The organism is Enterococcus gilvus ATCC BAA-350 (assembly GCF_000407545.1).
In the GTDB taxonomy this organism is placed as follows: Bacteria; Bacillota; Bacilli; order Lactobacillales; family Enterococcaceae; genus Enterococcus_A; species Enterococcus_A gilvus.
In genome coordinates this window covers 102,595-128,650 of record NZ_ASWH01000002.1, presented here as the reverse complement: position 1 = coordinate 128,650, position 26,056 = coordinate 102,595, and the positions used below count along the sequence as shown (strand labels likewise).

26 protein-coding genes are annotated in these 26,056 nt (G+C 39.2%); 9 read left to right on the top strand and 17 right to left on the bottom strand.

The window, feature by feature from the left end; all coding sequences use genetic code 11:
• Positions 1-36: 36 nt before the first annotated feature.
• The 3 genes from I592_RS15670 to I592_RS20805 all read right to left on the bottom strand — a co-directional run bounded on the left by I592_RS15670 (position 37) and on the right by I592_RS20805 (position 4,317).
• Entirely contained in the window at positions 37-1,467 is a 1,431-nt protein-coding gene (locus I592_RS15670; RefSeq protein WP_010778713.1) for a glycoside hydrolase family 1 protein, read from the bottom strand.
• A 47-nt stretch (positions 1,468-1,514) separates the two neighbouring features.
• Positions 1,515-2,924 (bottom strand): PTS transporter subunit EIIC, encoded by a 1,410-nt coding sequence (locus I592_RS15665; RefSeq protein WP_010778714.1) that lies wholly within the window; start codon positions 2,922-2,924, stop codon positions 1,515-1,517.
• Positions 2,925-3,252: 328 nt separating this feature from the next.
• Positions 3,253-4,317 carry a saccharopine dehydrogenase NADP-binding domain-containing protein gene (locus I592_RS20805; RefSeq protein WP_010778715.1) on the bottom strand — a complete coding sequence of 355 codons (1,065 nt, stop codon included), beginning with the start codon at positions 4,315-4,317 and terminating at the stop codon, positions 3,253-3,255.
• A 242-nt stretch (positions 4,318-4,559) separates the two neighbouring features.
• Between I592_RS20805 and I592_RS15655 the strand changes: the two genes are divergently transcribed.
• Entirely contained in the window at positions 4,560-5,096 is a 537-nt protein-coding gene (locus I592_RS15655) for a TetR/AcrR family transcriptional regulator (RefSeq protein WP_010778716.1), read from the top strand.
• 92 nt (positions 5,097-5,188) lie between these two features.
• On the opposite strand, the gene I592_RS15650 is transcribed toward I592_RS15655, so the two are convergent.
• Positions 5,189-6,037 (bottom strand): SDR family oxidoreductase, encoded by an 849-nt coding sequence (locus I592_RS15650; protein WP_010778717.1) that lies wholly within the window; start codon positions 6,035-6,037, stop codon positions 5,189-5,191.
• Between the two features lie 116 nt (positions 6,038-6,153).
• On the opposite strand from I592_RS15650, the gene I592_RS15645 reads away from it, so the two are divergent.
• Entirely contained in the window at positions 6,154-6,621 is a 468-nt protein-coding gene (locus tag I592_RS15645) for an Rrf2 family transcriptional regulator (RefSeq protein ID WP_010778718.1), read from the top strand.
• A gap of 233 nt (positions 6,622-6,854) precedes the next feature.
• On the opposite strand, the gene I592_RS15640 is transcribed toward I592_RS15645, so the two are convergent.
• The 6 genes from I592_RS15640 to I592_RS15615 all read right to left on the bottom strand — a co-directional run bounded on the left by I592_RS15640 (position 6,855) and on the right by I592_RS15615 (position 14,662).
• A complete protein-coding gene (locus I592_RS15640) occupies positions 6,855-8,096 on the bottom strand; it encodes a dihydrolipoamide acetyltransferase family protein (protein ID WP_010778719.1) in 1,242 nt (413 codons plus the stop codon).
• A 16-nt stretch (positions 8,097-8,112) separates the two neighbouring features.
• Positions 8,113-9,144 carry an alpha-ketoacid dehydrogenase subunit beta gene (locus tag I592_RS15635; RefSeq protein ID WP_010778720.1) on the bottom strand — a complete coding sequence of 344 codons (1,032 nt, stop codon included), beginning with the start codon at positions 9,142-9,144 and terminating at the stop codon, positions 8,113-8,115.
• 22 nt (positions 9,145-9,166) lie between these two features.
• Positions 9,167-10,138, bottom strand: coding sequence for a thiamine pyrophosphate-dependent dehydrogenase E1 component subunit alpha (locus tag I592_RS15630; protein WP_010778721.1), 972 nt, complete (start codon positions 10,136-10,138; stop codon positions 9,167-9,169).
• A gap of 18 nt (positions 10,139-10,156) precedes the next feature.
• Entirely contained in the window at positions 10,157-11,506 is a 1,350-nt protein-coding gene (gene lpdA, locus I592_RS15625) for a dihydrolipoyl dehydrogenase (protein ID WP_010778722.1), read from the bottom strand.
• A 417-nt stretch (positions 11,507-11,923) separates the two neighbouring features.
• Entirely contained in the window at positions 11,924-13,684 is a 1,761-nt protein-coding gene (locus I592_RS15620) for a sigma-54-dependent Fis family transcriptional regulator (RefSeq protein ID WP_010778723.1), read from the bottom strand.
• Positions 13,685-13,999: 315 nt separating this feature from the next.
• The gene (locus I592_RS15615) at positions 14,000-14,662 is read right to left on the bottom strand and encodes a helix-turn-helix domain-containing protein (protein ID WP_049944366.1); all 663 of its coding nucleotides are present in this window, start codon (positions 14,660-14,662) and stop codon (positions 14,000-14,002) included.
• Positions 14,663-15,070: 408 nt separating this feature from the next.
• On the opposite strand from I592_RS15615, the gene I592_RS15610 reads away from it, so the two are divergent.
• Positions 15,071-16,627 carry a helix-turn-helix domain-containing protein gene (locus tag I592_RS15610; RefSeq protein ID WP_010778725.1) on the top strand — a complete coding sequence of 519 codons (1,557 nt, stop codon included), beginning with the start codon at positions 15,071-15,073 and terminating at the stop codon, positions 16,625-16,627.
• 193 nt (positions 16,628-16,820) lie between these two features.
• On the opposite strand, the gene I592_RS15605 is transcribed toward I592_RS15610, so the two are convergent.
• The 5 genes from I592_RS15605 to I592_RS15585 form a co-directional block, all read right to left on the bottom strand.
• Entirely contained in the window at positions 16,821-17,033 is a 213-nt protein-coding gene (locus I592_RS15605; protein WP_244265220.1) for a Txe/YoeB family addiction module toxin, read from the bottom strand.
• A 71-nt stretch (positions 17,034-17,104) separates the two neighbouring features.
• Positions 17,105-17,353, bottom strand: a complete 249-nt coding sequence (locus I592_RS15600; RefSeq protein WP_010778726.1) for a type II toxin-antitoxin system Phd/YefM family antitoxin — start codon at positions 17,351-17,353, stop codon at positions 17,105-17,107.
• A gap of 220 nt (positions 17,354-17,573) precedes the next feature.
• On the bottom strand, positions 17,574-18,248 hold the full coding sequence (locus tag I592_RS15595; protein WP_049944367.1) for a helix-turn-helix domain-containing protein: 675 nt from the start codon (positions 18,246-18,248) through the stop codon (positions 17,574-17,576).
• 493 nt (positions 18,249-18,741) lie between these two features.
• Entirely contained in the window at positions 18,742-19,017 is a 276-nt protein-coding gene (locus I592_RS15590; RefSeq protein ID WP_010778728.1) for a helix-turn-helix transcriptional regulator, read from the bottom strand.
• Positions 19,014-19,373, bottom strand: coding sequence for a type II toxin-antitoxin system RelE/ParE family toxin (locus I592_RS15585; RefSeq protein ID WP_010778729.1), 360 nt, complete (start codon positions 19,371-19,373; stop codon positions 19,014-19,016). The genes I592_RS15590 and I592_RS15585 overlap by 4 nt, the downstream gene beginning before the upstream one ends.
• Positions 19,374-20,168: 795 nt before the next feature.
• On the opposite strand from I592_RS15585, the gene I592_RS15580 reads away from it, so the two are divergent.
• The 4 genes from I592_RS15580 to I592_RS15560 all read left to right on the top strand — a co-directional run bounded on the left by I592_RS15580 (position 20,169) and on the right by I592_RS15560 (position 23,498).
• Positions 20,169-20,465 carry a hypothetical protein gene (locus I592_RS15580; protein WP_010778730.1) on the top strand — a complete coding sequence of 99 codons (297 nt, stop codon included), beginning with the start codon at positions 20,169-20,171 and terminating at the stop codon, positions 20,463-20,465.
• Between the two features lie 198 nt (positions 20,466-20,663).
• Entirely contained in the window at positions 20,664-21,389 is a 726-nt protein-coding gene (locus I592_RS15575) for a CPBP family intramembrane glutamic endopeptidase (protein WP_044926667.1), read from the top strand.
• 466 nt (positions 21,390-21,855) lie between these two features.
• The gene (locus I592_RS15570) at positions 21,856-22,653 is read left to right on the top strand and encodes an aminoglycoside phosphotransferase family protein (RefSeq protein ID WP_010778732.1); all 798 of its coding nucleotides are present in this window, start codon (positions 21,856-21,858) and stop codon (positions 22,651-22,653) included.
• A 569-nt stretch (positions 22,654-23,222) separates the two neighbouring features.
• Positions 23,223-23,498, top strand: coding sequence for a hypothetical protein (locus tag I592_RS15560; protein WP_208856171.1), 276 nt, complete (start codon positions 23,223-23,225; stop codon positions 23,496-23,498).
• Positions 23,499-23,702: 204 nt separating this feature from the next.
• Here the strand turns inward: I592_RS15560 and I592_RS15555 are convergent, their stop codons facing one another.
• Positions 23,703-23,924 carry a type II toxin-antitoxin system PemK/MazF family toxin gene (locus I592_RS15555; RefSeq protein ID WP_257007183.1) on the bottom strand — a complete coding sequence of 74 codons (222 nt, stop codon included), beginning with the start codon at positions 23,922-23,924 and terminating at the stop codon, positions 23,703-23,705.
• 14 nt (positions 23,925-23,938) lie between these two features.
• Positions 23,939-24,172, bottom strand: coding sequence for a type II toxin-antitoxin system PemI/MazE family antitoxin (gene mazE, locus I592_RS15550; protein WP_010778734.1), 234 nt, complete (start codon positions 24,170-24,172; stop codon positions 23,939-23,941).
• A 299-nt stretch (positions 24,173-24,471) separates the two neighbouring features.
• On the opposite strand from mazE, the gene I592_RS15545 reads away from it, so the two are divergent.
• Positions 24,472-25,125, top strand: coding sequence for a 5'-methylthioadenosine/S-adenosylhomocysteine nucleosidase (locus I592_RS15545; RefSeq protein ID WP_010778735.1), 654 nt, complete (start codon positions 24,472-24,474; stop codon positions 25,123-25,125).
• Between the two features lie 181 nt (positions 25,126-25,306).
• Positions 25,307-25,963: a CPBP family intramembrane glutamic endopeptidase gene (locus I592_RS15540; protein WP_010778736.1), complete on the top strand. Its 657-nt coding sequence runs from the start codon at positions 25,307-25,309 to the stop codon at positions 25,961-25,963.
• The last annotated feature ends 93 nt before the right edge of the window (positions 25,964-26,056 follow it).

The following is a 26,056-nucleotide window of genomic DNA, read 5'->3' as shown; positions in this document are numbered from 1 at the left end:
CTTTGCATCAATTAAAAACATTTTATCAGTGTTCGTCTAACCCTTTGCAGATGATTGGTATTCTAGCGGCGTTGCCTTCTCCCAAAGGTCGTCACCGTTGCTTGTGATTACCTGCTTGAACCAATAAAAGCTTTTTTTCTTATAACGTTTCAAATCCTTTAGGTCCGTTTCGTCACGGTTCACGTAAATGAAACCATAGCGCTTCTTCATTTCTCCCTGTGAGCTTAAAATGTCGATGGGGCCCCACGTAAGAAAGCCCATCAGATCCACGCCATCCTCTGTCACCGCTAAACGCAACTGCTCCACGTGATCTCGCAGATAGTCGATGCGATAATCATCCTCCACCGTTCCTTTAGCATTCAGCGTTTCCTTCACACCGATGCCGCACTCTACGGTGAATACGGGTAATTTGTAGCGGTCGAATAATTCTTTTGCTGCCAGCCGTAAGCCTTTCGGATCGATGATCCAGCCCCACTCGCTCACCGCTAAAAAGTCATTTTTCGGCTGTGTCCCATCTAGGAAAGAATCCAAAAAAGAATCCACGGTAATGTCCGCACCCTTTTTCGCCATCGCACTTTGATAGTAACTAAAAGGAAGAAAGTCCACTGTTCCTTCTTTTAAGTACTGCTTGTCTCCCGCGGTAATTTCTGGCATGATTCCTTGCTTTTCCCAGTCATGCAGCAGATCCTGCGGGTATTCGCCGTTTACGAAGACATCCGTTGTTTGATAGGTCAATCTTCTATTTGCGATTTGTGCACTTAGAATCGCATCTGGATGACTCGACTCAGGATAAAAAGGTGAGAATGCGACCATTCCGCCGACTTGTGCATGAGGTGCAAAGGCGTTGACTAGGTGCTTGACCGAGGCAGAAGCCAAGAACGAATGGTGCTGTGCTTGCGCCTCATACCGCGCCAATTCTTTCGGTTCGATGTCCTCTGGCAGTAAATCACTGGTCAGTGTATACGCCACGTTTTGCTCATTGATTGGAATATAATAACGTACTCTTTTATCGAAATGCTTGATCATAAGTTCCGCGTATTGTCGATAAGCCTCTAAGACCTTTCTCGACTGCCAGCCGCCATATTTCTCCGCCAAGGCATCCGGCAAATCAAAATGATACAAACAGACAATGGGTTCGATGTTTTGCGCGATCAATTCATTGACGACCCGATCATAAAAATCAAGTCCTGCTTGATTTACCTCGCCCTCGCCATCTGGAAGCACACGCGCCCAACTCAATGAAAAACGGTACGTATTGAATCCCATTTCCGCAAAAAGCGCAATGTCTTCCTTGTAATGATGGTAAAAATCAATGCCATTCTCCCAATCGGAAGAGGTCTGCGCATAAGTTCTCTTTTTCTTCGTATCGTATACTGTGAGTCCTTTGCCGTCCGTGTTCCAGGCACCTTCTGCCTGCATACTCGACACTGAGCCGCCCCACATAAAATTCTCTTTAAATGACTTCATAATCAATCTCCCTACTTCCTATTTCTTGACGTAGCCTCATCCAAACGTTATGCCGCTGGTTCTTCATCTTTCCAGAAGAATGAAACCAATAGGAACGAAAGCACTAACGTGACAATGATCCCGATTACCAGACCGTAAAAGCCTTGATCGATCCCATTCGGCCCGATTACACTTGGCAACAAGAAGATCCCTGCGATCAGAGAGTACCCCTTTGTCCCCATCAATCCAACAATCAAGCCTCCTACGACTGCACTGACACACCCGAGGATAAATGGTTTTCTTCTAGGCAACGTGATCCCATAAATCGCTGGTTCAGTGACTCCGAAGATTCCTGAGATAAATGCGGGATACGTCAATGCCTTCAATTTTTTGTCCTTTGTTTTCACCATAACAGCCAAAACTGCACCAACTTGACCAAAGATCCCAATCGTGGTGGCAGGAATCGTCATATCATAGCCTAAGACCGCCAAATTATTCAGTGTGATCGGCACAATGCCCCAGTGAATCCCAAAAATTGTACAAATCTGCATCACACCAGCTAAAACAGCGGATGTAATCACTGGACTCAAGTTATACAACGCCTGTGTTCCAGCGCCGAATAATTGCGAAGCCCATGTGGCGATCGGCCCAATGACGATGAAGGTCAATGGAATGACAATTAACAAAGTACCCGCAGGAACAAAGAAGGACTTCACCACATCGGGAACAATCTTCTTCAACTGCATCTCTACTTTTGACGCGATCCAAGTCGCGATGATAATCGGGATCACGCTAGAAGCGTAGCTCATTAAAATAACGGGAATTCCCAAAAAGGTCAAATGCACTGGAGATTCAATGATCGTACCTGCAAATAACGTGTACAACGGTTTTTCCGCCATGATTCCCGCCAGCGTCGGATATACCATCGCTGTCCCGATCGCCATGCCGATAAAGACATTTCCTTTAAACTTCTGGGCTGCCGTATACCCCAAGAATACAGGGAAGAAATAGAAGAAACAGTCACCAATAATATTTAAGATCTGATAGGTACCAGAATTCATATCCAATAACCCCAACGCGATGACGACCATAGTCAAGCCTTTGATCATCCCTGTCGCGGCTAAAATTCCAAGTGTCGGTGTAAAGACTCCTGAAACCAGATCAATGAACCGATCAAAAAGCGAGAGCTTCTTCTCTTCTTTCTGATCCTCTACGACATTGTCCCCTTCATTGATGTTATAGATACTATTGATATCGTTATAAACATCCCCGACCGCATTCCCGATCACGACTTGGTACTGTCCACCGCTTTGAACCACGGAGACCACACCGTCCGTATTCTTTAGAACCTCTGTTTTTGCCTTACTCTCATCCTTCAGTTTGAAACGCAAACGTGTCATACAATGACCGAGATCGTTTACATTTTCTTTTCCTCCAACATTTTGCACGATCGTGCGTGCTAACTCTTCATATTTCATTTGTCATTTTCCTTTCCTGTTTACTCGAACAAGCCCATCAAATAAGTGCATGATTTCTTAAATAACCATTCCTACTGAATCCTCGATCTTCTCTATCACCAAGAAAACTAAAAGCTTTTTGCCAACAAAACAGTAATTTATTACTAAATTATAAAAATAAATGAAACATATTACACTTAGAATGATAACGGTTCCGAAATTGGAAGTCAATAGATTTTTGGAATATTTTTTACAATAAATAAAATCGATGTAATTAGTTACAAAAATGCAGCAAAAAAAAAGAGACACCCTCGATCCCTTCTACAATCAAATGGTGTATCCCGCGTTTTTATTTGCGACTCTCTTTTTCATAATACTCTGAGAATTCCTGTAAAGTAAACAACTCATTCAAATAATAAACACCCGCCTTATTCGTCTTCCGCAACACTTTAGAAGCTGTGTAGGCAGCGATTTTTCCCGTGTCTTCTGAGCTGTTTTTCCCATGGAGAACCTTTTCTAGCAGGACTGTTTGATGGCCCTTTTTTCCCTTCATTTTTACATGGATCGAAAAAGCACTTGAGGCATTTTTGGAAGAAAGCGCGCTGCTGCCGGCTATTTTCAACACAAAGTCGTACAATTTGCGATGCTTCAGAAGCTTAAAGAATCGGATGGTCGCCAAAAAGTGCAACGCAGAAAGCATAAATGAATCGTCTAAACTGAGAAATGCTGCGACATTTGATTGATGCATCGTATCCGTGACGATCTGCTGATCGGCTAAATTAAACGCGTACGCTGATTGGGCTTTCCCCTCTTTTTTAAAAGGAATAGTCCGCCTTTCAATAAACGGCGCTTGTTTTTTTAAAGTTCCATTGATTGTCCAATAAAAAGGATGTACCAAATTATCCACTAACCATTCTAGCGCATCCCTGCCATACGCGTCCCCCATCCCCAACAAAAGAGAAATGTCTGTCTGCGTCACTTCGTCCATCGTCGCCCCGAGTTCCTTTACTAACAAAGTCGACAAGCCCGGGCAGATCCCTACCCCCAAAACGCCCGTGCCGAGGACCTTCGCAGAAGGCAAATCTCCGAGGGCTCTCATGATCTGATGGGAAGCAGAAATATCCACATAATGAATCCCTGTTTCCAAACAATACGCCGCAAAATCAATAGTTTTCGGTCCCAAACACATCACCGCAAGTGAAATGTGGGCTAATGTATCTACATAGGAGCTTTCATCATAAATATCAATTTTTTGAAAAGTGACGCGGGGATTTTTTATCTTGCTAAGAAACGCGGCCCCTTTTTTCTCACTTCGCCCACCGATAACGATGGGGTTTTTCGTTATTTTTAGAAGCTCTTCAACCGCCCCTTTTCCCACATCACCATAACCACCAATAACAAGAATTGCATCCATATCTATACCTCCAAGTGAATCATTTTTTTATTTCTCCGGCTAAATGGTCATTTTTCTTTGCATGAACAAACCAAACATCCACATCGTTCCTAATGAAGAGATTGCTTTTTGAACAAGCGTTGATTAATTGACATATGTATATTATACTAATTTAAAATAACGGAACAATCGGCAATTACTGTGGAATTGTCCACTATTGGACAAAGGAGGAGTCATTGTTCATAAAACGGAGGATGAATCGGGTGGATCGCAGAACGATAAAAACACGAACAGCGATAAAGAGTGCGTTTTTAGCTATTCTGAAAGAGAAAAGCATCAATAAAATTACGATATCAGAATTATCGGAAAAGGCGAACATCGGACGCGGCACTTTTTATCTGCATTATCATGATCTTTACGACCTGTACGAGAGCATTGAACAAGACCTCTACGCCAAACTCGTGGAAATCTTCGATGAGTTCTCTCCCTACATATTGTCAGAAAACTTAGTGGCATTGACAAATGAAATAACAGCTTACATTGATAAAAAAAGAGAATTGTTTCTATTATTAATGGGCGTCAACGGAAATGTGTTGCATAAAATCAAGGAGATTTTTAACGAGAAGGTTTTACAAGATGAATGCTACGCAGAAATTTCAGCGTATGAACAGCTAGAAGCGCTCTTTATCGTATCGGGGACTATTGGTATTTTAGAAGAATGGCTGCAGTCAGGTTTAGATATGCCAGTGGCGCAACTCTCTAGCACATTGCACGAATTGTTGATGAAATTCAATCCATGATAAAAGAACAAAAATAGCCGCTCACTTCAAAGTGAACGACTATTTTTTTACTAAAGAATCTAAGAGTGGTTTCTCCTACAACCGTTCGTTTTTTACACGTTCAATAATTCTTTTATTGCCGCTACTCGATCCGTCAAAGGCTTGCCTAATACGTCTTCGAAATCATTAGACACCACGTCTAATTGGTTGGCTTCGATATCTTTTTGAATGGCGACGAACACTTCAGCGACAGATTCAGGAAATCCAGCTTCTACGAGGTTGTCGACGAACCCTTCCTCATCCGTAGCGACCACGTCAAAGGATTGTCCACTGGCTTCTTTTAGCGCTTCGGCTAATTCAGCATACGTAATCGGTGCGTGAGATAATTCCAGAATCTCAGGAAAGTCGTTTCCTACCAGCACATTCACTGCGGCCTCCGCATATTCACGCTTCAGCGCCCAGCCAGTTTTGCCATTTGCAGCCATGTAGACAAATTTCCCTGACTTCAACGCGCCTTCGATCAACGGCAATTCATTTTCTAAATACCAATTGTTTCTGACAAACGTATGTTGAATGCCTGAATTTTTAAGTGCCTTTTCTGTAAAGAGATGGTCTGGAGACAAGAAACTTGTTGAATGATCCGCGTCAGGAAAACTAGTGTAGACGATAAATGAAACCCCTGCCTGTTTTGCTGCGTTGACTACATTTTCATGCTCCTCTTGCCTATTCCCAGGTTCTCCTGAAACAAACAATACCCGATCAATTCCTTGCAAGGCGTCATTCATTGACTGTTCATTGGCGTAATCCCCGATGCGAACGTTGTAGCCTGCGTCCCGCAACGCTTTTCCTTTTTCCTCGCTACGTACTAGAGCATAAATATTCTCTTTCGCAACTGCCTGACTTAGGTAATCCAACGCATAACCGCCGAAACCGCCTGTTGCTCCTGTTACTAAATAATTCATCGTCATCTACTCCTCAAAAGTTAAATTTTTCTAGCTGTATAAATACAATTTACACCTTTATCATAAAAGGTGTGGTACTATTAGTCAAGAAATACAGTCAAAGGAGCTGAAAAAAAATGAAATACTCGATCCAGATGAGTGATACCATCCATATTCTTGCGTACATCGAGATTTTTAAAGATACAAACTTTCTTTCTAGTGAAATGATCGCAAAAAGTGTAGAGACCAACGCTGCGAACGTAAGAAAAATTATGAGCAGCTTAAAAAAAGAGGGGCTGATCCATACGCAAGTAGGAAAACCCAACCCGACACTCGCCAAAGAGCCTAGCAGCATCACCTTTCTTGAAATCTATCGGAGCATTGAAGGAAATACAAAATTGATCCAAGTAGACGAAAAAACAAATCCCAACTGTGTTGTCGGTGCCAATATCCAAACGGCACTTTCGAAAGAATACGACCTCTTACAAAAAAAAGTCGAGGAGCAAATGGACCAAATCACATTAGATACCGTCATTCATGATATTTCCGCGCTGGAGATGGCAAAACGGCCTGAGAACAAGGCGATTGTTGAGAGGTATTTGTAGGGTGAAGAAAATCGGAATTTTGACAAATATGACTTAACAACTGAATGCCTTTCCTTGGATAAATTCTATTTGTTTGACAACGACAAAAAGTAATCCGTCAATTCCTTTACTTGGAAGACGAATTACCTTTTGTTTACTAATGATTCCATGGTCCGCATCCTTGAAGACAGATGGGATGCTTTCTTTCTTGTATCGTACTTTATTTAATAGTGATATCTATGTTGTCACCCAATTTATAATACAAGGCTGTAGGGATGTTCTAAATAATAGATGATTTTGCTTAGAAACTCTGCTGCAGGCGAACCATCAATGATTTGATGATCAAAAGTTAGGCTTAACGGAAGTTTCTTCTGTTCGATTATTTTCCCTTCTTCCGATAATGCCAACTCTTTTATTAATGTACCTACACCCAATATTCCCACTTCCGGCTGATTCAATATTGGTGTAAAGTACTCTACACCACTTTTTCCTAAGTTGCTGATCGTAAATGTTGAACCACTGTAATGACTTCCATCAAGTGATCCTGCCCGAACATCATGAATACGACTATTCATGGTTTTTCCTAAATCTGTCAACGTCCTATGATCTGCATTTTCAATAACTGGAACAACCAGCCCTTCAGGTAAAGCAACCGCGATCCCTAAGTGTATCTCAGAAACTTCCTTATAGATTTCTCCATCATACCAAGCATTCATTTTTGGCGATTCTTTTAAGGCTAAAACAACAGCTCTCGCCAATAAAGTTGTGATACTTGTTTGTCCATCAACAAGGGGTATATCTGCTTTCATTTTCAACTCAGTGATAAAATCAAGCAAATGTGTAATATCCGCTTTTTGTTGAATCGTTACTTGAGCAGTTGTGTGAAGACTTGTCATCATTCGCTGCGCAATTGTTTTACGCATACCAGACAATCCCTTTGCTACTTCTGTCTGTGGTTGCGTCGTGGACATTGTTGGTGTTTCTAGAACAGGTACGTACATTTCGACATCTCTTCGAGTAATCCGTCCGTTTCCTCCAGTCCCATTGATTTGCGTATAGTCAACCCCTTTTTCTTCAGCAATTTTTCTTGCTAATGGCGTGATAAAGAAACGAGCGCCTTCTTTCTTTACAGCATCTGTCTGGAGGGATGTATCTTTTTGGCGTTCTTTTTCCGCCGACGATTGTTCATTTATTTCGTCGTTTTTTCCTTCTTTGTCTTGAGTATCCAATTTTTCTTCTGTATCAGTCACATCTTCTCCTTCAGCTCCGATTAATCCGATCGGCGCCTGACAAGGCGCATCTTCACCAGCCTGTACAAGTATCTGAATCAGTTTGCCTGATTCTGTTGCTTCCACATCATGCGTCAGCTTTTCAGAACTGATCGTACAGACAACTTCTCCCTTAGTGATAGCATCTCCTTCATTTTTTAGCCACGTATCAACTGTTCCTTCAGTCATCGTTAACCCTAATTTAGGCATAATAATTTCTGCTGCCATTGAATAAGAACCTCCCTTATTTTTTCAAGTCATCAATAATTTCTGCTGCAGAGTTTAAAACCTTCTCGGCATTTGGTAAATACAATTTTTCTAAATTCGCTGCAAAAGGAACCGGCGTATTCGGCGCACAAATACATTTAACTGGTCCATCGAGATAATCAAAAGCTTTGTCTGCTACAACAGAAGAAATATCAGTCGCCGTATTGTTATGGGGACTCGCTTCATCAATAACAATTAAACGCCCGGTTTTTTTCACAGAAGTTAAGACTGTTTCTTGATCCCACGGTGCAACTGTAATTAGATCAATCACTTCTGTTTCGATTCCTTGTTTTTCTAATTTATCCGCCACTTCCAATGCTACATAGAGCATTTTTCCAATTGTGACGATGGTTAGGTCTTTTCCTTCTCTTTTTACTTTTGCTTTGCCAATCTCAACTTTAAAATAGTCTTCTGGAACCTCCCCTTTTAAACCATACAAGGTTTTATCTTCCGAAAAAATAACAATGTTGTCATCTTCTATAGCCGATAATAGTAACCCTTTGGCATCGTATGGATTTGAAGGGACCACAACTTTTACGCCTGGGATTGATCCCAGCATTCCATAATAAGACCCAGAGTGTTGCGCAGCCGCACTGGCACCAGCACCATGACAGGTTCTCACAGTCATTGGGATTTTCGCCTTCCCACCAAACATGTAACGCATTTTTGATCCTTGCGCTAAAATTGTATCCAAACAAAAGCCGATAAAATCATTAAACATCAGCTCTGGAACGGGGCGTAAACCAGTTGCTGCAGCTCCGACCGCAGCTCCCATATAGCCCATTTCCGAAATGGGTGTGTCGATGACTCTTTCTCGTCCAAATTTAGGCATCAGTCCTTTAGTTACACCAAACACGCCACCCCAAGCATCTTCGTTTTTATCTTCTAAATGCTTAACTTCAGCTCCTCCTGCGATATCTTCACCAAGTAAAATAACCCGATCGTCTTTTTCCATCGCTTGTTCTAAGCCTTCATTGATAGCCTTCATAAAAGTTACTCGTCTTGTCATGATTCTTTCTCCTCCTTTTTATTTATGCGTATACGTCTTCAAACAGCGCTTCCGGTCTCGGAACTGAACTTTCCTGAGCAAAAGTGATTGCTGCTTGGATGTCTTCAGTTGAAGCTTTAGCGATTTCATTGACTTCCTTTTCAGTCAATACCTTTTGTTTTAAGGCATAGTCTTTAAAAGCAGTAATGCAATCCACGTCAGCAATCTTTTTCTCTTTCCCTGCATCATTTTTATACTTTTGTTCGTCCCCTTCAAAGTGTCCGTAATTTCTATATGTGACACACTCTAACAATGTCGGTCCTTTTCCAGAACGCGCCCGCTCGATGGCTCTCCCTGCTGCTTCATAAACTGCGATTAAATCTTTCCCATCTACCGTTTCCCCTGGTATGCCATATGCCGCAGCACGTTCTCCAATCGTTTTAGAACCAGATGAGTACCACTGTGGAGTCGCCTCCGCGAAAGAATTGTTTTCATTTACAAATACAACGGGTAGATTCCAAATTGCCGCCATATTTATTCCTTCATGGAACGTTCCTTCATTCGCTGCCCCGTCCCCAAAGAAACAAATCGCAACATCTTTCGTTTTTAAGTATTTGTTCCGTAACCCGGCTCCAACTGCGATAGGGAATCCTCCGCCAACCATGCCATTCGCCCCCAACATTCCTTTATCAATGTCAGCGATATGCATAGAACCGCCCTTACCTTTACATAACCCAGTTTCTTTTCCATAAATTTCTGCCATCATGCCATTAAGATCGCACCCTTTGGCAATACAGTGTCCATGACCTCTGTGGGTACTCGTAATGTAATCATCATCTGTCAAATGTGCGCATACACCAGTTGCGATAGCCTCTTCCCCTGCGTATAGATGAACGAATCCTGGAATTTCACCTGTTGTAAAAATGCGATGAACCTCATCTTCAAAATTTCGAATATCGTACATTGTTTTTAAAATCCATTGTGCTTTTTCTGTTGATACGTTTTCTTTTGCCATACTTAATTCCTCCTTTTTTTATCCATGAATTGCTTTTCCAAGCAAACCGTTGGCTGTTTCTCCAATTACTTCTGACAAAGTTGGGTGTGCAAATACCATATTTGCTATCTCTTCTACCGTTCCTTCTGACACTTTAACTGCTAACAATGTGTGAATCATCTCAGTGGCATGACTTCCAACTAACACAACTCCAAGTATCTGATGATATTTTTTATCACTAATGATTTTCACAAATCCTTCTGTTTCTCCTGCGGCGATCCCCTTTCCGTTCCCCGAGAATAGAACTTTTTTTACATCGACTTCATATAATTCCCTTGCTTCTTCTTCGCTCAACCCAAAACTTGCTACTTCTGGATCGGTGTACAAACAGCGTGGAATGTTTGACATGTCTACTGGTGATGATGGGTCGCCACAAATTGCATCAATTGCTTTTAAGCCTTCAGCACTTGCTGCATGAGCCAATTGATATCCGCCAATCAAGTCACCCACAGCATACACATGAGGCACACTTGTTTGATAATACGTATCTACTTGTACAAAGCGTTTCGCCGGATCTAATTGAACACCAAGTTTCTCCGCCAAAGCCAAGTTGGGCTTTCTTCCTGCAGCAATCAACAAGCGATCATAAGTTATTTTTACATCGGATAATTCTATTTCATTCTCCTTAATTCGTTTGATTTTAGCTTGAGTAACTATGTCTATACCTAAGCTTTTTAGCTTCTTCTTAATCACGCTTCTTGCGTCATTTTCTTCGGTCAGCAATATATCTGATGCAACTTCTATTAATGCCACTTCCACTCCTAAAGGTCTCATAGCAAAAGCCAATTCAACGGCGATCACTCCTCCACCAATAATAGCCAGCTTTTTTGGTAACTCTTTCATAGAGAAAAAAGTGTCCGTTGTTAAGTACTCACAAGTATCTAATCCATCAATTGGCGGTACAAATGGCTGTCCGCCTGTGGCCAGTAAAATATCTTTACCAGTAACCGTTTGGCCATCTACTTTGACAGTTGTCCCGCCTATCTCTGATACTTCTCCTTCGATGTACGTAACTTGGTTAGCTTGAAAGAGGTGCTTAATGCCACCTTGTAATGTATGAACTACCTGATCCTTTCTCTGAACCATTTTTTTAAAATCAACACTTCCAGTTTTTTTTACAAATCCATAATGGCTTGCTTCTTCAGCAGCCAGAAGCCAATGTGCGTGTTGCAAATAACTTTTTGATGGAATGCATCCCACATTCAAACAGGTACCTCCCACCGCTTTTTTTTCAATCACAATAACTTTTTTCCCTCTTTGTGCCGCTCGGATTGCTGCAACATATCCACCTGGACCTGCTCCGATCACAATGAGATCATAAATAGTCATAAAAGATCTCCCTCCCTTAATTTCCGTTTCATCCTAATTAACGCAAAAACTATGCCAACTTTTTTATTTTGTGAATATTTTTTCAATTGATCAGCCCTTAAATCAATTTTCTTAAGTCGAAGAGAGCCATTTTGATTTATTTATATACACTTCCTCAACTATTAATGCCTCTGTTTTCAAATGAAAGCGTTCACAATTTTGACAATAGCACGATGACTACCCGCTTTCGATTCTCTTTTTCTCTTTCTTAATGACTCACTTATGAGACGGTTTGTCTCAAAGTGTATCAATCTATATTCACAATAAAAAAGACAAGCTAAACGATGGAGCCCGTTTGGCTTGTCTTCTCTTATCTATTTATGAGGTACATTTACTTCCTATCCCTTTCTAAATCTGACAAGAATCAAAAGGTACCGATTATTTTTCTATATTGTATTGCTTCATTTTTCGATACAACGTTGCTCGGGAAATCCCCAAATTTTTAGCTGTATTTGTGGCATGATAATTTGTTTTCTCCAAAGCTAATTGTATTTCACGTTTTTCTTCAGGCACTTCTTCTGCTAGATTAGTGACGTTCAACAGACTCCCGGAAAGGATTAATTCATTTAGTTGATCAAGTGTAGGTTCTTGGTCAAAATAAAACACATAAAGACGTTGTAAAAAGTTATTAAACTCCCGAATATTTCCAGGCCAGGAAAAGGTGCGTGCTGCTGTTTCAATTTTTTGTTGCCAAGTGATAGACCAGTTATTCTCTTGACAAAATTTTTCAATTAAAGGAACGATGTCTTCAAGACGCTCGCGTAACGGTGGCAAAAAAAGTTGTCCCACATAAATTCGATAGAACAGATCCTCACGAAATTCATGCTGAGATACTTGTTGCTGTAGTTTTTTATTACTTGCAGTAATTAAACGGAAAGAGACCTGTTTAGCAACGCCGCTGATCGGTGTTACTTGATGGTCTTCTAAAACTCTCAACAACGCTGTTTGCATTTTAGCGGGCATGCTGTCAATCTCATCTAGAAATAAACTACCACCATCTGCCTGCTCAATTTTTCCCTGGTATCCTTGAGCATTAGCCCCAGTGAATGCTCCCGGTGCGTACCCAAAAAGTTCACTTTCCAACAGATTTTCACTAACTGCCCCACAGTTAACGGAAATCAGCGGTCCATCTTGAACGTCACTATTATAATGAATCATTCGAGCAACCACTTCTTTTCCACTGCCTGACTCGCCATAAATATGAATCGGTAGGCTACTTTCAGCTAAAAGCAATGCTTTTTTTAAAAAGGCATTGTAGCGTGCACTTCTACTAAGAACCCCTTCAGAATAATAAGGCTTCGTTGCCGTAGACGAATAAATCATGTATCGATAACCAATCACACGTTGATCCATTAAGATAGGATTTTCGTTATACAGTAGCGCACTTGTTAAGTATGCACGGATATCTTTACCTACCTCAAACAGTTGCTGATGTGCAGGCGGTGCATACATGATTCGATGTTGCGTGTTACATAAGATTTCTTGCTCAGAGTAGTTGGTCACGTAATGCAGTAATTCTCTTTCTCCTTCTAAATAATCACGCATTAGATAATTAGATACTTTTTGGGCAATAGCAGTAAGCAGAAGAAGATATTCCTTCGCTGATTCATTCTTATAGGTCGAAATATCTAAGATACCTACCAATTTATCTTCTCCGTCGAAAATAGGCGCCGCCGCGCAACTCCAGTCACGAGAAGCAATGGAATAATGTTCTTCTAAAGAAATCGATTCAGTTGATTTTGATTCAAGTGCCAAACCGATGGCATTTGTTCCAACATCTATTTCTGTCCAACGGCTTCCCTCTCTGAAAAACATCAAATTAGCAAAATCTTTTGCCTCATGGTTCCCATCTCGCCAAAGAATCCGCCCTTTTTCATCCGTTAATATAAATAGTGGCTTTTTTAATTGTAGTTTTTTCTTCACTTTTCTAATTTCTCGTTCTACATGACGAATCATGTCTTGATTCTTCCGCTGTTGACCTTTTAATTCCTGCAAAGATAATATTTTTTGAGGTTTATAAACATAAGGATCAATTCCTTGTTGATAGCACGTTCCCCAAGATGTCGCTATTTTTTCCGGTAATTCATCAAGAACCGCTTTCTCTCCGTTTATAAAACGCTTCCAAATACTTGCTCGCATTCTGTCCTCTCCTTTCTAGTTTCCAAAGTAAAGAGATTTTAAATAAGTAAGAACCCACTTTATAATTTGCTATTTTGGCTATATTCTTCTTCTATTTTAACACTATCTAGATAAATCTCCCAATTTGACCACATACGTGCATTATTTTAGGAGTTATCTTATTCGAACCCCATCTCGTGGTTTGCTTCCATAAAAGAAGGACTAGACTATGATATCAGGCAATAATTCCACTCAACTAAATAGAGCGTCATCACTCCTCTCGTGACAACGCTCTATTTGTCTCTCTGAAATCAGAAGGGCTTCTTCCCTTCGCTTTTAATACTGGATGTCTCTGTAAATAGCATAAAAATCTTTTGTCAGGTGATAGCCTTTTCGCCAGACAGTCTCTACCGTATTTGGCGGAAACCCTTTTTGAATGAGTTTTCTTCGGATGGAATTTACTAACACTGACAGGTGGGCAAGCTTTGAATTCGTTGGGTGCGTGTCCCAAATATGCCAGCACAGATCTTCTCGCGACACAAAGGTGGCGTCGGATTTGTACAAGTATTTAAAAAGGCTCGTCTCAGTTTTGGTGAAATCCATTAATAGATGATCCAATGAGTCGATGATGAATTTCTGCTGCTGCTCGGTGGACGCACCGCCTTTACTGATCACTTCCCGCAGTAAATTCGAAGGGATGTCTTCACTGAGCCATGTATCCATCTCTAAATACGCCAGTTCTTCCTCTTCTTCTGGATGGACCTCGTCTAAATACTTTCTAAACACTGTTTTCTTTTTTTCCTTCAATTTAGGAACGATCCCCTCTAGCTCTTTGTTCGTGATCGTTTCACTCAGAATGATGACCTGATAAAATTCAGGTCCCCACGTATAGTCGTTTCGCAGGATCATCTCAAAAATCGAGGTAGAACAGAGAACCTCAAAATTTAGTTTCTGTAATTTTTCCTGCATTGCCAACTCGTTCATAATATTTTTTGTCACGATTACCACTCTAATTTTAATGCACCCCGTCCTTTAAGCATTTATCAACTCTTTGTTATCTTAATACTATAGTGACTACTTTCACTAGTTATTGTTTGTTTTTCCCAGTCCTTCTTTTTTGAAATAGAAAAACTGTACCCTGTAGTCGATGAATAGGAATAACCCACCGTTTCCCAAACGCATCCGCTTCTCGTTAAACCTTTAAAAACAGCCTTCCATTTGATTATTCTGACTCTCTATTTTTTGGGGTCTCCTTATTAATAGTAACAAGAATGGGACAAAAGAGATGCTCATTTGTTGTAAATATTTCGTGGAAATTGAGCGCGTGTCAATTATTTTTGCTATTGCTATTTTTTCATGGTATGTTTTTTATATATAGAGAGAAAATCTTTACGAGGGGGAAGGACAATGGACGTATTAGTTGATAAAGCAGATCGGAAAAAAGTGCGTCTTTTAAGAACCGTGTTCGAAGCGGAGCGGCAAACGTGTCCCTTGGATTCTTTGGCTGCCTCTTTAGGCGTCAGTAACCAAACCGTGTTGAAGCTCGTGGAGGCGATAAAGGAAGACATCGTCCTTTTTGACTTCGCTGAGTTGGTCGTCTTTGATTATTCGTCGACAAACTTCCTTTTCACCTTGCAGTTTTCTGAATCGGTCAATTTGCAGATGTTTTTGAATGCCTATATTCGCAAATCCATTAAATTTCGGTTACTCGAAGCGCTGTTTCAACACTCCTTTGGCACCCTGCAGCAGCTAGCAGATTTTCTCGATATTCCTTACATTCAAGTCCGAAGAAAAATCCAAGAAATCAATTCCTTTTTGAACCGAACCTCCCTGAGTATTTCCGCCAAAGGAAAGGTGTCTCTTCACGGAAATGAGATCGATATTCGTTTTTTCTACACCGTTTTATTTGTCACAGGCTACGGCGCAGAGAAGTGGCCTTTTCGCGCGTACGGTTTTTTAGACATGTCCGAGGCGTTAGACGCCTGTCCAAAGGAAGTCTATGCGCTCCCCTCCTTGGATAAATTCTTTTTAGTCCACTACTTCTTGGGCGTACACCTGTTTCGCGAACGTCAAGGGCGGCTCGTAAAAAAAGAAGAGGTTCGCATCTCCTTGTATACCCCCTACTCCGCCGCCAACCGTCTGTCCTTCAGCCGCTTGTCAAAGGAAATGAAACGTTTTTTACCTCGTCATTCAGACGAACATTTAAAGCGTTTCTCCCAACTGTTGTGCAGCGCACTCGTCGCGATGGGCGGGTATCATTCGATCAAAGCGGCGCCTGATTTTTTACTGCGCGACAGTCAGATCAAAGAAATGGGCGTCCCTGGTCTCGCCTCCCACCTGCTAGACAGACTCGACCATCATCTGTACAACCCGCTGTCTTCCGAGGAACGGAGCACGATCCATTACGCGCTTTTGTGCCTCCATTATCGGATTTTCTTTGTGGGAACGATCGTGACCCATCTAAAAGATATTTTTACCGATTATTTGAACGTGGACAAAGACCGACGAAAGCGTCATAAAATAAAACAAATCAAGCGAATCATCGCCCTTGAGATGCAGACCGCGGAATTCAAGTCATTTGAGAACTATAAAGAGTATTTAGCGACCGAATATTGTTTGATTTACGATCGCCATATTCACTTGGAAAAATACACGGCCCCGATCAATATTTCCTTTTTGACGGCCCTGTCGAAGCAGACGATCCAAGAAGAAGTCCTGCATTATTTCTCGACCTATTACAATCTGCATGTGGTCAATACCCTTTCAACAGAGGTTGATTTGATCATTAGCGATATTCCGCTGTCCTCTTCGGTCATCCCCTCGTTACGATTGAACAAACCCATCGTCTACTGCCATATGCAACTGATCGATTCCGATTACGACAAGATCGCTGCCGCCTTATCTGCGATCGCAAAAAAGAAATTCAAGCTTTCCACCGCTTATGAAGAAGATGGAGCAAAATAAAAAACGGAATGATCCCTGCTACTCCTGAGAGTAGTAAGGATCATTCCGTTCTCCGTGTAGAATCTCTTGTGTACTGCTTGAAAGACAGTGATTGAAAAAGAAACGCTAAACGTTGAGCTGTTTCTTTAAAAAAATTTCAGTCAAATCAAGCCTCAACGATTCCCCTCCACTTACAGCTTCTGTTCACGTTCATCTATTTGGGTAGATTATTTTCATAATGTGACCACGCTGAATATACTTTTACTACCTTATTCACCTTATCAATCGTATAGACGACTCGGTGTTTTCCATTGATTCTCATAGAATATAACAACTTATTTTTGGGACGCAATTGCTCGAAATTTCTAACTTGCGTGTAGGGATTCTTTTTTAGCGTCTCGATGATTTCATCATAGTCAGATAGCAAATGGATTTTTTCTAACAAAGGTAGATGCTTTTTTTAACTTCCTTATGAACCAATACCTTCTAGTCACTTAATTATGCTTTCTCAAAATCATCATCAGATTCGCTTTCCATAAGACTCAACACATTGCCCAGGGTACCTGTTCTATACAAATATAATTCTTCTTGAATTGCACGCCATTCACGCTTGGACAGCATCACTACGCCGTCATTTGCCTCATCTTTATTCGCTAATGAAATTTCAATTTTATTGTTGTCAGTTGCTACACCTTTCAACGTTTCAAACAAGCTCTTTCTTAAATTCGTTGGTGTCATTACTTTCATGACAAGCCCCTCTTTCTATACGTACGTTTTCACGTGAATTATGACGTATACGAGAAGAATTTACAAGCTGCTATTCTCTTTTTTATATACAGCGAGATAGTAAATTCTTAAAAAATACTGATTACCGAAACGTTAACTACAAAAAGCCCTTGATTGCCCCTTTGTTGATCAATGAAAAATAAATAGCGCGTTGTCACAAGATGAATGACAACGCGCTATTTTATGTATCTTTATGGCTCGCACAAAAGGCTTTTGATAGGTGATACCCTTTTCCCCATTCGGTCTCTACCGTATTTGGCGAAAAGCCTTTTTTAAGTAATTTTTTTCGGATCGAATTTACTAAAACGGAAACTTGAGCAAGTCTTGAATCCGTTGGCTGCACACTCCAAATTTGCATGCACAGATCCTCTCGCGTCATAAAAGAGTCCTCTGATTTGTACAACAGTTTAAAAAGGGTCTTCTCGGATTTTGTAAAGTTCGTTAAAATGTAATCCAAGGTCTTTCTGACGGGTTTCTGCTCCTCTTCAATTGGAGTCGAAGCAACGGCCGACGTACGCTCATTGCTGACCAACTCCCGTAAGTCATTAGCCGCCGTATCTTCACTTAACCACTGATCAATCGCTAAAAAGGCCAATTTTTTCTGTTCCCCTGTTGACAGATCATCTAGATACTTTCTAAACACGGGTCTCCCTTTTTCCTTCAATTTCGGAACAATTTCCTCTAACTCTTTGTTTGTGATCGTCTCACTCAAAATGACGACCTGATAAAATTCCGGGCTCCAACTATAGTCATCCTTCAAGATCATTTCAAAGATCGACGTAGAACAAAGGACCTCATAATTTAATTTCTGCAACTTCTGCTGCATCGCCAACTCGTTCATGATATTTTTTGTCACGATTACCACTCTAATTTTAATGCACCCCCGCATGATAAGCTCTATGTATTTTCTGTTATTGTAACATTCTAATTCCCAATTTCAATAGTTATTCTTTATTTTTTTATCCGTTAGACATTTTTTAAATAAAAAAACAATTGTTTTAGTTGTAAATTAGAAACCCAACACCGTTTATCAAAGCAAAAAATCTGCACAAACACTTATAATACAAAGATTTTTAAAAACACCCCAGCTCTTTCCATTCATAACCCCCCTCATCCAAGGTAACGATAACTCGACGAGTAAAATACCCAATTCTTTAAAAAATTTCGTAAAAATTGAATACATTTCATTATTTTTACTATTGCTATTTCTTTAAAACGTGTTTTTTATATAAAAAAACTGAACGATCCCTGCTACTCCTGAGAATAGCAACGATCATTCAGTTCTTCGTGTAAATCTCTTGTTCACTGCTTGTGAGGGCATTATTAAAAAGGGGACGTTGGCATTTGAGCTATTTAAATTCGACATGTAATTCTTTTCCCACTTTTTCTGCAATTTCATAAAGAATAGTTAGGCTGGGATTCATGGAACCATTTTCGATTCGTGCGATCGTGGATTGCGGCTTCCCTACTTTTTCAGCTAATTCACGCTGAGATACACCTAATTCTTCTCGTAATTGCGTGAGGGCTATTGCCACATCCAAGCGCTGCGATTCTTTTTCATAGGCTTCCGCAAATGAGACACTGTCCGCTTTTTTCTTATTGATCAGTTCATCAATTTTACTCATAGAAGTTCTCCTTTCTCATACTTCTCTCTGACACTTTTAGCATGCTGGATTTCACTTTTGGGTGTCTTTTGCTGTTTTTTCGTAAATCCATGTGTGATCAAGTAGTCATTCCCGACCTTCTGAAAATAGATTGCTCGTTGAATATTACTGCCTACTTTTGATCGTAACTCGAACAAATCGGCCTCTATTTTTTTGACCCACTCCATTCTTTGTGCTACAAGCAATCCGTGGTTTTCTGTTTTACTGATTGTCGCTAATAATTTTGCAGAATCTTTTTCCGGTATCGAATTTAGAAAGTCTTCAAATTCGCTTGTACCATCCAATCTTTTAATGAAATCAAATTGTGGTTTCTCCATACTTATATGATAGCAGATTCGCTATCATAAATAAAGAATCAAACGTTCTTTTCTATACTTCAATATGCAATTTATTCATGTCTATTTATCTTAAAGCTTCGTCCCACATTTCGTGTGAGCTTGTTTATTGCATAATTTTTCTAATTCATTTTGTACTTTTTACCGTTCGCGGTTGCGTTTTTTAGTATCTTTGGTACTATTTCATGGTCTAGCTAAAATAAATCGCTGGATCAATGTTGAGGCAGTCAGAAATGGCTGCCTTTTTGTCTGCTTTATCTAGCTAACTCTGGTGCCGCTCACCGATGTATTGATACTATTTTTGTGTGTTAGGGCCTCTGCTGCAAGTATATAAACGGACAGCCCTCCCGTCCCATCAAATTCCTCTATAAAATGAAACCTGTATTCTCAACGCCTGCTTGCTTCTGCTATACTATGCTTCAAAAGGAGTGATTCGGTGAGTGTCTCTACATTTACTATCAACTTGAACAGTTTCCAAATTATCGTGTTGGTTTTATGCTTTATAGCCCCGCTGCCCATAAGCTACTGGCTTCTGAAACGAGAGAAAGTAAAACGACCATTACTTTTATCTATCCTGATCACGCTCATCTTAGGAATGATACTAGGTTACTTTATCCTTCAAAAATTACCCTCTTCATTATGACCCCCTCTCTTTGCGTTTCTTTTTTTACGCGATAGTTCCAAATACTGGACCCGCCCACACTTTTCGGAATTCCTCTTGATTTACAAATCCAACAGTCCTATTCTAAAAGTGAAAAGTTTTTGGAGGTGTTTTAAATGACTAAAAATAAAATAGTTGGTATAGCACTTGTCCTATTTACGTTGATCCTTGCCGTTCTCTACACGTTAAAAAACACGTTGCTTTTAAATGAAACGATTAATTACATCGGCATAATCATGGCATTAGTTCTTATTATGAATGCCCTACTTGTTTTGATTCTCGTCCCAAAAGAGCAGAAAAAAGTCCTTGCATCCAGACCCATAGGTTATGGCCTAACATTAAATCCGAGAAATCCAATAGGGTTGGTTATTTATATCCTATTGATCCTTCTAGTTTTGTTCATCACCTATTGAAGAACGAGCGCCTGTTTTCCCAAATTATTTTGTCTTCGTTAATTAATTGAAGGATTTTCTCTTTAAGTTAAGATAAAAACTTTCGATAAGTATAGTATCCTTTGAATGATTCCTAAAAATAGCGTTGCACTTATTTAGAGGACTCTAGGATTTTTTGCGACACCCTCTTTCTCTCAACTATCGGGAGCATTTCAGATTATGGGAAAAAGTAGTGACTTGTACTTGGTAGAACAAATCCTAGATTTAAGCATATCGGAGGAAACGATGATGACATCTATAAAAAACGGTTTAGCCCCGGTGAGTCTTACAATTATCTACGGAGTATTTTTTTACTTTAGTCATTCTTTTTTGTGGCGTAACGGCTGGCTCATTCGATCGAATGACGTTTCCTCGCAGAATGTTGGGTTTAAGCTTCTGACAGATTTTATTATTAGTCTCTTATTTGTCGTTGTTATTCTTGCTTTTATGTTTTTTACTAAACGACCCTTCAGTGACGTAGGGCTTACGACGAACTCTCGTTGGTTAAGTCTCTCATTACTTTTTGGTTATATCGCTATGTTCTTGTTTCACGGAGATTTCACCGTAAAAGGGATTTATTTAGCGTTCTTTTATTTAGTGGTGGTCGCCTTCTCTGAAGAATTTATTTCCAGAGGCTTCTTATTTACAAAGATAGACAAAGACTATAATTTTGAAACAGCGATCATCATTAGCGGTTTGTTCTTCGGTGCCATGCACGGCATACTGCCGACAATTGTTGCGAACGGATCACCTGCTGATTTATTTATAAACATTTCAGGCAAATTATTAGGCCAAGGAATCATTGGCGGCGGACTATTTGCCCTAGCTTATAAAAAGAGTGGGACGTTGTTTGTTCCAGTTCTGATCCATGCTCTTTTAGATTATTCCGGCATCGTATTTGGATAACTTTTAAACATAGCTTCCATTTAAAGAAACTAATTCCTCCGGTAACTGCATTTACTATCTAGTAATTTTCAATTAGCCAATATATACTTTAACTACTAAGCAAGCGAAAGGATGTCTCGTTATGAAAAACAAAACCTCACTTTTAAAAAAAATCGTACTATGGATCGCCTGCCTGATCATAGGGTATCTAGCAGCAATAGTTGTATCTAACATGCTTCCATAGATGATTGGTGCTCATCTTCCATTAATTATCTCGTGCGCTTATGGGGTGATTGTTGTTGTTCAAAAAACATTGATAACTAAGCACCGCACCTTCTCGGATGCTGTTTGACCTCTAGATCGCTTTTTCACAGCTCATCTTTTTCTTACCTTTCAATATCTCCTATCTTTTTAACTAGCAATGCCAACTAGACAATAAAAAAGCCAATGTGACAATACATAGTATAAACAATTGAAAGGAAGACATATGAAACTCATCGGGCAAGGAAATACAGCAGAAATATATGAATTTGATAATAATAAAATTGTCAAACTATTCCGACCGGGTGTTCCAGAAACGATTATTCATAATGAACTTGAACGTACTGATTTTATAGAGTCTATTATTCCCAATGTGCCTAAAAATTTTGGTTTGATAGAAATCGATAATCGAATCGGAATCATCTATTCCAAAGTTGAGGGAACAGATATGATTCAATTAATGCTAAAATCCCTTAACAAAACGAAACGCTATTCAAAAGAATTCGCTCAGTTTCATTTTGACCTTCATAAAAATCACGTTTATCAAAACAAATTTTCATTAAAAGACAAGCTATTTACCGATATAGATAACGTCTCAGTAATTGATGCGTATACAAAAAAGCAGATAAAAGACTATGTCAAATCATTACCTGCCGGAAATAGTCTATGCCATTTTGATTTTCATCCAGGAAATATTATGATCGAACAAAATTCTCCCGTGATACTCGATTGGATGACCTCCTGTGTGGGGAATAAATTCGTGGATGTTGCCCGAACTTACATTGTATTGCGTTATGGAGAGTTCCCTCATGGAAACATTTTAGTAAAAACAATAATTCGTTTATTTCAAAAATATATTGCTAAAATCTATTTATCCGAGTATTTGAACCTTTCAAATTCAAATAAAGAGCTTTTAGAAACCTGGTTTCTTCCAATTGCGACAGCTCGTCTTAGCGAATGGATATCTCCGAAAGAGCAAAAACAATTGCTCCAGTTGATCAATAATGAACTGAAAAAAATATAGCTGCCTATCATTTTATTATATTGTAAACAATGTTCTCCTAAACACCGCACCTTCTCGGATGCTGTTTCTTCCAGTACCTGACTTTTTTTCAAATTATGAATAGGATAAAATTTTGAAAGGAGGATTATTTGAAGGTAAATAATAAGATTCGGTCAAAGGGGCTCATTGCGGTCGCGTTCTTGGTATTCCTTTTTTTTATTTTCAGAATGTACTTAGATATAATTGTGTTTCATCGAACGTTTACTATCTATCTGATTATTGATAGAATACTCGGCTATGTTCTTCCTTGCTTATCCTGCTTTGGTCTTGGTATTTATTTAAAAAAACGCTAACTACTCGAAATGAGCTATCACTTTTGATGACACTTTTATTTACTTAATATCTCTAAACACCACGCTTTTCTGACGCTAGTTTTTCCGTTAAAGTAACTTTGATTTTTTTAAAATTGATATTGATATACTTATAAAAATACTTTAAGTTTAAAATCTAATTAATTAAAGGGAATGTGAAAATCCATGATATCTGATATCAAAATCATAACTCTATGCGGTTCAATAAAATTCAAAAACTTGTTTAAAGAAATAGAAGCCAAATTAACGCTTGAAGGGAATGCTGTTCTGCTACCTTGCTTTTTTGAGCATTCAATTGATTTTAGACCAGATAAGAAATGTATAGATCAACTATCTAACATTCATTTAAAAAATATTTCTGTGTCAGATGAAATTTTTGTGATTAATCCTGATGGATATATCGGAGAAAGTACGAAAAGAGAAATCGCATTCGCTCAAACGATCAATAAAAAAATAAATTACTACTTCCATCAGGAAAGATCAAAATTTTCTTGATACCCCACTTACAAGAGCATTCCTCACTCCTCCATTACGATAGAGAGACCCCCTCAAAAAGCCGTTAGTCTCTCTTTCTGAAGAATAAATACTTCTCGTAGATAGACAAAAACTCCTTATAAGGTAGATTTCCTTGTCTACTTTATAAGGAGCTTATCACTTTGTTCTCTCAATTCTAGCTTCATTCTGATGACCCACAGACTATCAGATTGGAAAATTAAAATTCATCTGGACGTGTTGTGCGATGTTGATAAATTCTCTTTTGGATACTTCACCAAGTATCTCAACATTCCTACCTCCACATTCGGTAAAATCCATCGTATAAACTTGTTTAGCATCCACCTTGCTACCCTTTTTCAAAACATCGCTGTCGATTTCAACAAAGTAAGGTCGGTTTTTGTCTGTGCTTGTAATTGGACAGACAATGATTAGATTTAAGGCTAGTCATCTAGTTGCTCGCTTTCTACAAAAAAGTCATTTACCCCTTCGTCCTCACTATCAACAAATTCATTTGCTTTCGCTTGGGCAAAATAGTCTTCTACTTTAGGGGTCAATAATATCGTTCCATCCGTTTCTTGAGAAATGTAGTAGGTTTTCCCCGCTGGCACATCAAATTTACTGGCTAGTGTTATCATTACAGCATTTCCTTGTTTGCGTGTTTTTACTGTATCCATAAAGAATCACCGCCTTGCACTAGTTTCATCTAATTATACTATCTATTTACAGTGAGTACCGACGTTTCGTAGAAGTGTTTTCCTATAATCCGTAGTACGTACATTTTTTTACGCAATATCGCTCATTCGTTCAAATAAATTTAAGTTATCGCTCGGTATCGAAACCCTTTTGTTGCCGATAAATTTGCACAGCGGGCGTTGAAGCTATACCGTTGTCTCCAGTAACGGATTTTTTTGTTCGCATGTTCCCTTCTTTTTTTATGGTACAATTTTTCTAAAATCAGCGTGGAGGTTCTATTATGAAAATTGGCATTGTTTCCGCAATGGAATTGGAGATCCAGCCTTTAATAGACAGGCTAGCTCCCGTACAAAAATTCGAGTATCTGGGCAGAAAATTTTATGTTTCAAATCAAGGCATCCATCAATTTATTTTGCTGTGCTCCGGTCAAGGCAAAACAAATAGCTCCATTTATACCCAAGTGCTACTTGAAAAATTTTCTCCAGAGTTGGTTCTTAATATCGGTATTTGTGGAGGAATATCTTCTGATTCTTCTTTATCAGATATTTACCTCGGAAAGAACTATTGTCACTACGACATTCGAAAAAAACAATCGCAACTTAAATTTCCTTATCAACTTTTTTATGAAGCCGATAAAGACATCCTTCATTCGTTCTCAAAACATGATCCCTCATTAAAAGTAGGTACTTTTGGTACTGGTGAAGGTTTCGTCACCACTTCTGAACAAAGAACATCTTTAATAAATGACTTTCACATTGATTGTGTTGACATGGAATCAGCCTCAATAGCCCAATGTTGCTTTTTAAGCTTTTTATCCATACGTATTGTTTCTGACAAGGCCAATTCACAAGCGATTACCATTGGAGAAATGAAGCAAAAAAAGTTAATGTCAAAAATCTTTAACCTAATCTGCTTCATTTACAAAATAGAATAAGCTTTTCTATTTAACTATTCATTCATACATTTCAACGTGATACCTCCAACCACCGCGCTTTTCTGATGCTGCCCCTTCCGTTAACTAACTAACAACTATTTAATCTTTTACCCACCTTACTTTAATGAACGATAAATGCTATAGTTATTGTTCGAAATCATTTTCAATGGAGAATAAAATTATGAACAGTAAACTCTTACCCCGGTCAATCGCAACTATCGTTATTTTCTTTCTGATCAACTTTGGTCTTTGGGAAATCATCGTACACCTAGGAATGTCTAATTCTTGGGCTTCATTTACCGTATACTTAGTATTGTTTATTATTATCTTGTTCATTTGGAAAGAAAATATCCCCAATTCCTGGACTCGTTTTAAATCTGAAACGGGTAATTGGAAAAAATTCTTTTTATCTACTGTTGTTTGGCTCGTTATTGCGATTGCACTTTCCTACTTTTTACAATTTCTAGTTAGCGGAACCTCTCAGACTGACAACACAGAAACTGTAGGAAATATGGCTAATACCATTCCACCGATTTTGACTTGCATCATGTTGTCCGTTTTTACACCCTTTATTGAGGAATTTACATTCAGAGAATCGTTTATGGGCTTCGTAGATAAAGAAAATAAAGTGCTCCTGACAACCATGACCCTTCTTTCGATAATTATATTCGACTGTATTCATCTTTATAATTGGCGAGAATTTTTTTACTATCTGCCTTTGTCTATTGCGTTAACAATGTTTTATCGCAAGCACAACCGGAATATTTTTTCTAGCATCCTCATGCATTCCATGGCAAATCTACCGGGAGCAATTTTAATGATAGTAGGAATATTGTAGCTTGATACACTGTTAAAATCATGTATATTATGTGGTTTTTTTTTAATGAAACTATTTATTTGAAAAGGTGCAAAAAATCCTTACCCGTATTAT